The sequence below is a fragment of the Chryseobacterium sp. AC405b genome (assembly GCF_979258685.1).
The window spans coordinates 411,237-424,185 of record NZ_OZ409877.1; the positions used below are offsets into that span (position 1 = coordinate 411,237).

The window sequence follows — 12,949 nt, forward strand, 5'->3', positions numbered from 1 at the left end:
TAGTTCGTGTAATACTTTGTAAAAAATTTGTCAGATTAAAAAAACATTATTTATTACGTCAAGTTCTGTCGCATTAGAATTGCATCTTTGCATTAAATAAAAAGTAAACTAGGTCTTTAGTTGTATGAAATTCGAATGTAGCCCTAGCTTGTTCGAGCGTCTGCATTCTAACTACGAAAAGCTTAAGTTTAAAAACAAAAAAGCCACTTTTTAAGTGGCTTCCAATTTATTCTTTAATTAATTTCTCAAAAGATAAAGTTCCGTCTTTTAAGGTGATTTCCAGATAATAACTTCCGGATCTTAAATCTGAAACGTTGAAGCTTTCACTTTCCAGCTTCACAGATTTTACTTTTCTTCCTGTAGATTCATAAATGTCGACAGATTTTATTCTATCTGCATTTTTGAAACTTACAGTTTCCTTCGCAGGATTTGGGTAAAGAACCACTTTTTTACTTTCTGCCAACAAATCATTAGTTCCTAATGATGCTGTCATATTCAATGAAGCATAACCTCGGGATCCACTATGATATGCAAGACCTTGTCCTCCTGAAGTTCTGGCATAAAATATGTTTATTGTGCCCGCAGCATTCGGAATTACAAAATCTCCGGTACCTCCTAACAGCGATCTTGTTGCTACAACAGTTCTTGTAGTTCCTGATACAGTATTTGAAGTTTGTGTCCAATCTTGTGATGTATCAGCAGAAGGTGTTGTTGTACCAGAAAAATTATAATCTCTGTTAGCCGAAGAATTATAAATAAATCCGTCAGCACCAGGAGCCATTCCTACAGTTCCAAAACCTATTCCAAGCATTGAATTGCTATCACCAACAAGTGTAATTGTAGCTGTAGTTGCGTTTGTATCTAATTTTATCGTCATCGAAGCTGACGATAAATTCACCGTTCCCGATGAAAACTGTGCCTGAGCAATTGTTGCCAAAGCCAGACTTGAAATAAGTAATAATTTTTTCATATATTAATTTTTTAGAAGGTTGATGATTTCTTTATTGTCGGTTTTTAATGCATATTCAAAAGGTGTCATTCCCATCGCGTCTTTTAAGGTCTTATCAGCTTTATATTTCAGCAACATCTCAACAAGTTCTTTATTACCCGATTTTACAGCCCAAAATAAAGGCGTAGTTCCTGTAGCATCAGCAATGTTGGGGTCTGCATTTTTCTTCAGTAAATGTTCTGCCAAATCTTTATCGTAACGGATAGAAAGCCCGGCTAAAGCTGTCCCTTCCTGACTCTTATAATTAAGGTCTTTTACATTATCAATTAAAAAAGATGCAACTTCTTTATTCCCTCTGTAGCAGGCCAAAATCAATGCAGAAAATCCTCTTTCATTGGTTTGGTTGATCACATCAGGATTTTGTTTCATTACATCTTTAAGCTCTGCCACTGTACCGCTTCTTGCAATATCAAAAACTGATTTTGCTTTTTCCTGAGCTGATACATAAGAAAAGCTCAATAAAAATCCTATTACTAATATTAAATTTTTCATTGTTTTGAAAGTGTATAATTATATTCAACATTTACATTTTCAGCTACTTTTTTTGTAACCATTTTTGGTATTGTTAAATCAAAATCTACTGGCTTTGCTAAGAATTTACCTTGTATAAAAATTTTTCCATCCTTTGAATAGATAGTTGCGGTAGAAGTTACAGGTCGATCTTTACCATGGAAGTTGAGTGTACCTTGGATAGTGTATTTCTGTGGGTTTCCAGACAACTTAGACTTATCAAATCCCTGAATTTTTCCTTTAAATGTAGTTTTTGGATATTTTGCGGTCTCAGCATAGCTTTCATTAAAATGTTCTTCCATCAGTTTCACTTTAAATTTAAAATTTTTCACTTGAGAGACGCTTGCCATATCACCGGTATCTGCATTTAAAATCACGGTGTTATTGTTATCTTGGGCATAAACATCTTCAAACAAAGGAACAGAAGCTTCAAAAGTGACTTTTCCGTTTTTTGAACTGTATTTTTGTGCCAAAGCCAAATTTCCGCAGATTGTAAGAAATAGTATTGCTATTAAATTTTTCATTTTATTCATTTTTTAATTTTCAATTAAACCGTCTGCTTTCCATTTGATGAAAAGGTTGATCTGACTTGTTGATAGCGAACCTCCCTGAGGCATTTTTTGCGGATCTCCGTTGGGTCTTTGGATTCTGTTTAAAATGTTATCAATGTTATTTTTTACCTGATTATAATTGGTAAACGGCTGATATGATGCAGAACCCGTTGCAGAATGACACACAATACAGTTCGCATCAACAATCGGTTTTATATTTTGATTGTACTTTACAGCTTCTGTGATCGTTTCGTTATTTGAAATCTCCTCATAGGTTCTGCTTTCGCATGCGGTAATGAAAAGAAAGCAACTCGATATGTAGATTATTTTTTTCATCTTAAAATACTCTGTAAAGATTAAACCCAAAGAAAATTTGTCCTTTTTCCCACTTTCCGGTCGCATTGGTCAGGTAACCAATATCTGAATTCAGCTGAGAATTGCTGAATAAAAGTTGAAAAACATGGCCCCCGGTTTCAATATCCATTCCCACAGACAAAGGATTTTTGTAGAAACTGTGATGATCAAAATTCACAAAATATTCTGCGTTGATAGAGATTCTCTTTGAGATTTTGTAACGGCCTCCCAATCCTGCAAGAAACTGATTATCATCTTCTACAGCCGGTTCATACAAATTTTTATGAACGTAAGAAGGTGTGACCTGCAGAGAAAACTGATCACTGAATCTTCTTGAAATCAGAGCCTGTGTGAGATAAGAAAGCCTGTCACCAAACTTCAGGTACGGATAGTTGTCTTTGTCTAATGCTGTGTTAAGAGCTGCAACATTATAGCCTACAACATCCAACGGAAAATGATCATTCTGTTTCAGAATGCTGTATTTTGCTCCCATTTCGAATGTTTTCATATTGGTTTCTCTGGAAAGACTGAGCGATAAACCATCTGTAAGACCATAAATAACACCCAACTTTGTGGATGCTTCATCTAATCCGAAGAAGTTTTTAAAACCCATACTCACATCGCCAAAACGGTGTGCAACCACCATATACCATTCGTTTTTGGCAGTTAGCTTTGTAGATTGTCCGGTAACTATTTGTAAGGCTTTGAATGCCGGCGGATTATTTTGTGTTGCTTGAATGGTGTCAATATCCTTCAGCAAATCTTCCTGAGAATAGGCAAGAATTGATGATAACATTGACAAAAAGAGGAAAGTTTTTGTCATATAATTTTAATTAAAATTGATACAACAAACTTATCGACTAAAATTTTTAAAAGTAGGTGACAAAAGTCACCAATGAGATTGTTTTTATCAATGAGATTAATAAAAGTATTAAAACAAATTTATTAGAACTGACTAACATTTTCAGTCTGGGCAATTCTGATTCCTGCTTTGCCTTGAGAAATCTCTCCCTCATTTTCCATTTTTTTCAGTACTCTGCTTACCACTTCTCTCGAGGTGCCGAGATTTGTAGCAATTTCGCGGTGAGTAAGTTTTATGGGATTATTGCCTGTTAAGATAATCTGATGTTTGATGTAGCTGAGAATTCTTTTATCAAGTTTGTGAAACACAGCTTCATTCACCATATTCATAACGTCTGAAAAACGTTTGTCATATTCCTGGAAAAACAATTTGTTTATTGCGGGAAACTTTATTAACCAATCGTGCATGACGGAAACGGGAATGAGCAAAACTTCCGAATCTTCTTCTGCAACTGCATAAATACGACTTATATAATCAGAAAAAATAGAAGAAAATGTCATCATACAACTATCATCTTCTCTTACATAATAGTAAATGAGCTCTCGCCCATCATTTAATGAAAAAACTCTGATAGAACCTTTGATGAGAAACGGAACAAATTTATTTTTTTGCCCTTCTCTGGTTATTTCAGTCTTTGCTTTTATATTGGTGATAATAGCGTGTTTATTGATTTCTCTTAAAAAATCGTTACCCAAAAAACCAAATTTGTTAATAATAAATTGATTATCCAACATAGATTTTAAATAATATCTAAAGCAAAGGTATTAAATTGTAACAACGTCATTATATTTTTTTTCGTTAAAAATAATATTTTTATTAATATTTGATAATCCATTTAGATAAAAAACAATTATCTGGAAGTATGATCAATTAAAGAGAAAAGTACACGCTGTGTTCCGTTCAGGATAAATTCCTGATGGAAATTGATATTAAATAAATATCATCACTATATTTAGTATAAAAAAATGCCCCAACTTTCGCTGGGGCATTCTTATATGTTTTTGAGAAAATCTTACGCTTGTACGTTGTTTCCACCTAATACGAAAGGCTCAACTTCTTTGATTTCTCCGAACTGCTGCTCGTAGTTTGTGATGTTTTGCTGAAGAGCTGTAAGAACTCTCTTAGCGTGAAGTGGAGCAAGAATTACTCTTGAACGCACGTTCGCCTGCTGTACACCCGGCATTAGTTGGATGAAATCTACTACAAATTCTGATGGAGAATGGTTTACTAAAGCAAGGTTACAATATACCCCTGAAGCTACCATTTCGTTCAATTGAATGTTGATGTTGTTTGGATCGTTGTTTTGATTTTGGTTGTCCATTATTTTTGTTTAAGTTTTATGTTTAAAAAATTCAAGGCTCAAAAATAAATTAAATCTTTGAACCCTGAACATTAAATTTTGAATTAATTTAAATCTTCAAATTCTTTTTTAGAACCTACGATTACATTCTGATATTCTTTAAGACCTGTACCTGCAGGAATTCTGTGTCCTACAATTACATTTTCTTTAAGACCGTTCAGCGTATCTACTTTACCAGCTACTGCTGCTTCGTTCAGAACTTTAGTTGTTTCCTGGAACGATGCTGCAGACATGAATGATTTAGTTTGAAGAGCTGCTCTTGTAATCCCTTGCAATACCGGTGTAGCGGTTGCAGGAAGTGCTTCTCTTACTTCAACTAATTTCTGATCTTCACGCTTCAGCTTAGAGTTTTCGTCTCTCAGTTCTCTTGCAGTAATCATCTGTCCTGGCTTGAATTCTTTAGAATCACCAGCGTCTGTAACTACTTTAAGACCAAATACTCTGTTGTTTTCAACCAAGAAATCGTATTTGTGCTCTAGAGCAGCTTCAAGGAACTGAGTATCACCTCCGTCAACGATTGATACTTTTGTCATCATCTGTCTTACGATGATTTCGAAGTGCTTATCGTCGATTTTTACCCCCTGTAGACGATAAACTTCCTGAATTTCATTTACTAAATATTCCTGAACCGCAGTTGGTCCTTTGATCTTCAGGATATCGTCCGGAGTAACTGAACCGTCAGAAAGTGGCGAACCAGCTCTTACGAAGTCATTTTCTTGTACTAAGATCTGGTTTGATAATTTAACTAAATAAATTTTTCTCTCACCAGTTTTAGCCTCAACGATTAATTCTCGGTTACCTCTCTTGATTTTTCCGTAAGAAACTACCCCATCGATTTCTGTAACAACCGCCGGGTTTGAAGGGTTTCTTGCTTCAAATAATTCTGTAACTCTCGGAAGACCTCCGGTGATATCCCCTGACTTAGCAGATTTTCTTGGGATTTTGATTAAGACTTTACCAGCCTTAATTTTTTCACCATCGTTTACCATTAAGTGGGCTCCTACCGGTAAGTTGTAACCTTTTTGCTCAACTCCTTTAGAATCTACCACCTTCAATGTAGGTACGGCTTTCTTATTTCTAGATTCGGAGATTACTTTCTCTTCAAATCCTGTTTGTTCGTCAATCTCCAACTGGAATGAAATACCCTGAATGATGTCTTCGTACTCTACTTTACCAGCGTTTTCTGCAATAATTACCGCGTTATAAGGATCCCATTTTGCAATGATATCACCTTTTTTCACTTTATCACCAGATTTAACCAATAACTGAGAACCGTAAGGTACGTTTGCTACCATTAATGGAGTTCTGGATTCGTTATCAGCAACCAATCTGAATTCTGTTGTACGAGATACTACTACTTCCGCAGTGTTTCCGCTTTCGTCTTCAGAAGTAATTGTTCTTACCTCATCCAATTCAACGATACCGTCTCTTCTTGCAGAAATTGAAGGGTTTTCTGATACGTTTGTAGATACACCCCCTTGGTGGAAAGTTCTCAACGTAAGCTGAGTTCCCGGTTCCCCAATTGATTGTGCAGCAATTACACCTACCGCTTCACCCATGTGGATTTTCTTACCAGTTGCCAGGTTTCTACCGTAACATTTGGCACAGATTCCTTTTTGAGTTTCACAAGTAAGTGGTGAACGTACTTCCAAAGCTTCAATACCCATTTCTTCGATTCTCTTAGCTAAAGCTTCATCAATAATCTGATCAGCGTTTGCTACCAATTCGTCAGTTTCAGGATCGTATACATTATGAAGAGATACTCTACCTAAGATTCTTTCAGAAATTCTTTCAACAATTTCGTCATTTTTCTTCAGTGCTGTAACTTCAGTTCCTCTAAGTGTTCCACAGTCTTGCTCTGTAATGATAACATCCTGTGCAACGTCTACCAATCTTCTTGTCAGGTACCCCGCATCGGCAGTTTTCAATGCGGTATCCGCAAGACCCTTACGAGCACCGTGAGTAGAGATAAAGTATTCTAAGATCGAAAGACCTTCCTTAAAGTTTGCAAGAATCGGGTTTTCGATAATTTCCGCACCGGTAGAACCAGCTTTCTGCGGTTTTGCCATCAAACCTCTCATTCCTGATAACTGACGGATCTGTTCTTTAGAACCCCTTGCACCAGAATCAAGCATCATGTATACAGAATTGAATCCACCTTGGTCAACTTTCATTCTGCTCATGATCATTTCAGTTAATCCTGCGTTGGTGTTTGTCCAAACGTCAATTACCTGATTATATCTTTCTGTATCTGTAATAAGACCCATGTTATAGTTGGCTCTAATTTCGTCTACAGTTTCAATAGATGTTGCGATCATTTTCTTTTTCTCAACAGGAACTACGATATCACCTAATGAGAATGAAAGACCTCCTTTGAATGCATTTGAATACCCTAAGTCTTTCATCGCATCCAAGAACTTCACAGTGGTAGGGAAATCTGTATCAGCAAGTACTTTACCAATAACATTTCTTAATGATTTCTTCGTAAGAAGTTCATTAATATATCCTGACTGTTTAGGAACGATCTGGTTAAATAAGATTCTACCAACAGAAGTTTCAGTTAATTTCGTTGTGATTTCACCGTTTTCCTTAATTGGAAGTCTACATCTTACTTTAGCGTTTAATGAAACTCTACCTTCAGCATAAGCGATTTCCGCTTCTTCCGGAGAATAGAATGCAAGACCTTCTCCCAATACTTTTTTCTCATCTGTAGAGCTTAATTCTTTGGTCATGAAATATAGACCAAGAACCATGTCCTGAGATGGTACTGTAATTGGAGAACCGTTTGCCGGGTTCAAGATATTTTGAGAACCTAACATCAATAACTGAGCTTCCAAAATTGCTTCCGGACCCAACGGTAAGTGTACCGCCATCTGGTCACCATCAAAATCGGCGTTGAATGCTGTTGTTACCAACGGGTGTAATTGGATTGCCTTACCTTCGATCATCTTAGGTTGGAAAGCCTGAATACCCAATCTGTGCAAAGTAGGTGCTCTGTTTAGCAAAACAGGGTGACCTTTCATTACACCTTCTAAGATATCATACACTACAGGTTCTTTTCTGTCAATAATTCTCTTTGCAGATTTTACTGTTTTTACAATTCCTCTTTCGATCAGTTTTCTGATGATAAACGGTTTGTAAAGCTCAGCTGCCATATCTTTAGGAATACCACATTCGTGAAGCTGTAAGTTTGGACCTACAACAATTACCGAACGAGCCGAGTAATCTACCCTTTTCCCTAGTAAGTTCTGACGGAAACGACCTTGCTTACCTTTCAATGAATCTGAAAGTGATTTCAACGGTCTGTTTGATTCAGATTTTACTGCAGAAGATTTTCTTGTATTATCAAATAATGAATCTACTGATTCCTGAAGCATACGCTTCTCGTTTCTCAAGATTACTTCCGGAGCTTTGATCTCCAATAATCTCTTCAAACGGTTGTTTCTGATAATTACTCTTCTGTAAAGGTCATTAAGGTCAGAAGTTGCAAAACGCCCTCCATCCAACGGAACTAATGGTCTTAGTTCTGGTGGTATTACAGGAAGCACACGCATAATCATCCACTCTGGTCTGTTGATCATTCTTGTATTAGCACCTCTCAATGCTTCTACTACGTTCAATCTTTTCAGAGCTTCAGTTCTTCTTTGCTTAGAGCCTTCATTGTGAGCTTTGTGTCTCAAGTCGAAAGACAATGCATCAAGATCAATTCTTTTCAGCAATTCTTCAACAGCTTCCGCACCCATTTTAGCGAGGAATTTGTTTGGATCTGCATCATCAAGATATTGATTATCCGGAGGAAGAGTTTCCAAAACATCCAGATATTCTTCTTCTGTAAGGAATTCTTTCTCGTCAAAATCTGAACCATCTGCTTTCTTAGCGATACCCTGCTGAATCACAACATATCTCTCGTAATAGATGATCATATCTAATTTCTTAGAAGGAATACCTAAAAGGTAACCGATTTTGTTTGGTAAAGAACGGAAATACCAAATGTGCGCAATAGGAACAACCAAACCAATGTGTCCGATTCTTTCTCTACGTACTTTTTTCTCCGTAACCTCTACACCACAACGGTCACAAACGATCCCTTTATAACGAATTCTCTTGTATTTACCACAAGCACATTCGTAATCTTTGATAGGACCGAAGATTTTTTCACAGAACAAACCGTCTCTTTCTGGTTTATGTGTTCTGTAGTTAATAGTTTCCGGCTTAAGAACTTCTCCTCTTGAGTCTTGTAAAATTGACTCAGGTGAAGCTAAACCTATGGTTATTTTATTAAATCTACTTGATTTATTTTTATTTGACATTTGTTAGATTTTAAATTTTAGATTTTAGATTTTAGATTAACTTTTGAATGTTGCCATTCAATATTTATAATTTAAAATTTAAAATTATTCCTCTAGTCTTACGTCTAATCCAAGACCTTGCAGCTCATGAAGTAATACGTTGAAAGATTCCGGAATACCTGGTTCAGGCATTGCTTCTCCTTTCGCAATCGCTTCATAAGTTTTTGCTCTACCAATCACGTCATCCGACTTCACAGTCAAGATTTCTCTCAAGATATTTGCAGCTCCAAATGCTTCAAGAGCCCAAACCTCCATCTCTCCGAATCTCTGACCACCAAACTGAGCTTTACCTCCTAATGGCTGCTGAGTAATCAATGAATAAGGTCCGATAGAACGTGCGTGCATTTTGTCATCTACCATGTGCCCAAGTTTCAACATATAGATAATACCTACTGTTGCAGCCTGTGTAAATCTTTCTCCGGTACCACCATCATAAAGGTGAGTGTGACCGAATTTAGGAACTCCTGCTTTCTCAGTGTACTCTGTAATCTGATCAAGAGTTGCCCCATCAAAGATTGGCGTAGCGAACGTCATTCCCAATTTCTGACCAGCCCATCCTAGAACTGTTTCATAAATCTGTCCGATGTTCATACGAGAAGGTACCCCAAGTGGATTCAATACGATATCTACCGGTGTTCCGTCTTCTAAGAATGGCATATCTTCTTCGCGAACGATTCTCGAAACGATCCCTTTGTTACCGTGACGACCCGCCATTTTGTCTCCAACGTTTAGTTTACGTTTTTTAGCGATATATACTTTAGCCAATTTCATGATACCAGCAGGAAGCTCATCTCCGATAGAAATTGCGAATTTCTCACGGTTTTTAACTCCTTGGATATCGTTGAACTTGATTTTGTAGTTGTGAATCAATTGTTTGATCAATTCATTCTTATCGTTGTCAACCGTCCAGTCTGCACCGCTAACGTTTACGTAATCTTCTACTGAAGTCAATAATTTGTGAGTAAATTTCACTCCTTTACCGATAATTTCTTCATCTAAGTCATTCGTAACTCCCTGAGAAGTTTTACCGCTAACTAGAGTGTTTAATTTTTCGATTAAAGTATTTCTCAACTCGTCAAACTTAGCCTTATAAGTGTTTTCAATCTCTTCAAGCTTCAGTTTTTCTTCAGTTCTTTTCTTTTTGTCTTTAATGTTTCTAGAGAACAATTTTTTGTTGATCACAACACCTCTTAATGAAGAATCTGCTTTCAATGAAGCATCTTTTACATCACCGGCTTTGTCACCAAAGATTGCTCTCAAAAGTTTCTCTTCAGGAGTAGGATCAGATTCACCTTTTGGAGTAATCTTACCAATCATGATATCACCAGGCTTCACTTCAGCACCGATTCTGATCATCCCGTTCTCATCAAGATCTTTTGTAGCTTCTTCTGAAACGTTCGGAATATCTGCTGTCAGTTCTTCCATACCTAATTTGGTATCACGAACTTCAAGAGAATACTCATCTACGTGGATCGAAGTAAACCAGTCTTCACGTACCACTTTTTCGTTGATTACAATTGCATCCTCAAAGTTGTACCCTTTCCAAGGCATGAAGGCTACTACTAAGTTTCTACCAAGAGCCAATTCTCCGTTTTCGGTTGCATAACCGTCGCAAAGAACCTGACCTTTATGTACCGTTTCACCTACTCTTACGTTTGGTCTTAGGGTAATCGTAGTACTCTGGTTAGTTTTTCTAAACTTAGTCAGTTTATATGTTTTCGTAGCAGATTCGAATGATACTAAATCTTCGTCATCGCTTCTTTCATATTTAATAATAATCTGATCAGCATCTACATACTCTACAACACCATTACCTTCAGCATTGATCAAAATTCTTGAATCTTTTGCAACTTGTTGTTCCAGACCTGTACCAACGATTGGAGCTTGTGGCTTCAACAAAGGAACTGCCTGACGCATCATGTTTGATCCCATCAATGCACGGTTTGCATCATCATGCTCCAAGAATGGAATCAATGAAGCAGAAATACCGGAAATCTGGTTTGGTGCTACGTCGATCAAATTAACCTGAGAAGGCTCAACTACAGGATAATCACCATCTAATCTGGCAATAATTCTGTCTGTTAAGAACGCTCCGTTATCATCTAACTCAACGTTTGCCTGAGCAATTACCTTATCTTCTTCGTCTTCTGCATTCAGATAAATAGGATCAGCATGTAAGTCTACCGTACTTCCTTCTACTTTTCTGTATGGAGTTTCGATAAAACCTAAAGTATTGATTTTAGCATAGATACCTAAAGAAGAGATCAAACCAATGTTTGAGTTCGTTCAGGAGTTTCGATAGGACAAATACGACCATAGTGAGTATGGTGAACGTCACGTACCTCGAAACCTGCTCTTTCTCTTGATAAACCACCAGGTCCTAGTGCAGAAAGTCTACGCTTGTGCGTGATTTCTGACAATGGGTTGGTTTGGTCCATGAACTGAGAAAGCTGGTTGGTACCAAAGAATGAGTTGATAACTGATGTTAAAGTTTTTGCATTTACAAGATCAAGAGGAGTAAAGATTTCGTTATCTCTAACGTTCATTCTCTCTTTAATCGTTCTTGCAATTCTTGAAAGACCTACCCCAAACTGTCCTGCTAATTGCTCACCAACAGTTTTAATTCTTCTGTTTGATAAGTGGTCAATATCATCAACCTCAGCTTTAGAGTTTACCAATTCGATCAGGTGTCTTACAATCGCAATGATATCTTCTTTCGTAAGAACCTCAGTTGTAGTCGGGATATTAAGACCTAACTTTTTGTTTAGTCTGTAACGTCCTACTTCACCAAGTGAATATCTTTGCTCTGAGAAGAATAATTTTTCAATAATTCCTCTTGCAGTTTCCTCATCGGGTGGATCTGCATTTCTAAGTTGACGATAAATATATTCTACCGCTTCTTTTTCAGAGTTGGTAGGGTCTTTTTGTAAAGTATTCTGAATGATAGAGAATTCGTTTGAATTTTCTTTGTGAATCAAGATCGATTTCACACCGGCATCCAAAATAAGATCAATATGTTCTTTTTCAAGAATCGTTTCTCTGTCTAGGATGATTTCGTTTCTTTCGATAGAAACTACTTCACCAGTATCTTCGTCTACGAAATCTTCGAACCAAGTATTCAATACTCTCGCAGCCAAAGTTCTACCTTCCACTTTTTTAAGTGCAGCTTTAGAAACTTTCACTTCTTCTGCAAGGTCAAAGATCTGAAGAATGTCTTTATCAGATTCGAAACCAATCGCTCTTAATAATGTTGTTAAAGGTAATTTTTTCTTACGGTCAATATACGCATACATTACGCTGTTGATATCCGTAGTAAATTCCATCCAAGATCCTTTAAAAGGGATAATTCTTGAATAGTACAATTTTGTTCCGTTTGCGTGGTAAGTCTGTCCGAAGAATACACCCGGAGATCTGTGTAACTGAGTTACGATAACACGCTCTGCTCCATTAATAATGAATGAACCAGACGGAGTCATGTAAGGAACCGGACCTAAATAAACATCCTGTACAACAGTCTGAAAATCTTCATGTTCAGGGTCTGTACAGTACAATTTAAGTCTCGCTTTCAGAGGAACGGAATACGTCAAGCCTCTTTCCACACATTCGTCGATCGAATAACGTGGAGAATCTACCAGATAATCTAAGAATTCCAAAACGAATTGGTTTCTAGAATCGGTAATTGGAAAGTTTTCTTGGAAGGTCTTGTGCAAACCTTCTTTCTTTCTGTCTTCCGGAAGTGTGTCTAATTGGAAAAAATCTTTAAATGACTCTAACTGGATATCTAAGAAATCCGGAGTAATGATTTTTCCTTTCGCTGTAGAGAAATTTATTCTCTCATTTCCTTTAGTAATTGCGGTTGTTTTACTCATAAAACTTTTAAGAAAGGGTTAAAAAATATTTTGATTTTACAAAAAATATCAGAAAAAGATTAAAAGAGAAAGAGCTCAGATAAAA

The 12,949-nt window shown here is 36.8% G+C and carries 8 protein-coding genes and 1 pseudogene; all 9 read right to left on the bottom strand.

The window, feature by feature from the left end:
- Nucleotides 1–226 precede the first annotated feature (226 nt).
- Entirely contained in the window at nucleotides 227–970 is a 744-nt protein-coding gene (locus tag ACZZZA_RS01985) for a T9SS type A sorting domain-containing protein (protein WP_463429588.1), read from the bottom strand.
- Between the two features lie 3 nt (nucleotides 971–973).
- A complete protein-coding gene (locus tag ACZZZA_RS01990; protein ID WP_463429589.1) occupies nucleotides 974–1,501 on the bottom strand; it encodes an ankyrin repeat domain-containing protein in 528 nt (175 codons plus the stop codon).
- Nucleotides 1,498–2,043 (bottom strand): YceI family protein, encoded by a 546-nt coding sequence (locus tag ACZZZA_RS01995; RefSeq protein ID WP_463429590.1) that lies wholly within the window; start codon nucleotides 2,041–2,043, stop codon nucleotides 1,498–1,500. The genes ACZZZA_RS01990 and ACZZZA_RS01995 overlap by 4 nt, the downstream gene beginning before the upstream one ends.
- A 12-nt stretch (nucleotides 2,044–2,055) precedes the next feature.
- The gene (locus tag ACZZZA_RS02000) at nucleotides 2,056–2,406 is read right to left on the bottom strand and encodes a hypothetical protein (protein ID WP_463429591.1); all 351 of its coding nucleotides are present in this window, start codon (nucleotides 2,404–2,406) and stop codon (nucleotides 2,056–2,058) included.
- A 1-nt stretch (nucleotide 2,407) separates the two neighbouring features.
- Nucleotides 2,408–3,247 carry a DUF5777 family beta-barrel protein gene (locus ACZZZA_RS02005; RefSeq protein WP_463429592.1) on the bottom strand — a complete coding sequence of 280 codons (840 nt, stop codon included), beginning with the start codon at nucleotides 3,245–3,247 and terminating at the stop codon, nucleotides 2,408–2,410.
- 122 nt (nucleotides 3,248–3,369) lie between these two features.
- On the bottom strand, nucleotides 3,370–3,981 hold the full coding sequence (locus tag ACZZZA_RS02010; protein WP_463429593.1) for a Crp/Fnr family transcriptional regulator: 612 nt from the start codon (nucleotides 3,979–3,981) through the stop codon (nucleotides 3,370–3,372).
- 317 nt (nucleotides 3,982–4,298) lie between these two features.
- On the bottom strand, nucleotides 4,299–4,607 hold the full coding sequence (locus ACZZZA_RS02015; protein ID WP_047444864.1) for a DUF3467 domain-containing protein: 309 nt from the start codon (nucleotides 4,605–4,607) through the stop codon (nucleotides 4,299–4,301).
- An 83-nt stretch (nucleotides 4,608–4,690) separates the two neighbouring features.
- On the bottom strand, nucleotides 4,691–8,956 hold the full coding sequence (gene rpoC / locus ACZZZA_RS02020) for a DNA-directed RNA polymerase subunit beta' (RefSeq protein ID WP_463429594.1): 4,266 nt from the start codon (nucleotides 8,954–8,956) through the stop codon (nucleotides 4,691–4,693).
- An 84-nt stretch (nucleotides 8,957–9,040) separates the two neighbouring features.
- A pseudogene (rpoB, locus tag ACZZZA_RS02025) lies at nucleotides 9,041–12,864 on the bottom strand (DNA-directed RNA polymerase subunit beta).
- Between the last annotated feature and the right edge of the window lie 85 nt (nucleotides 12,865–12,949).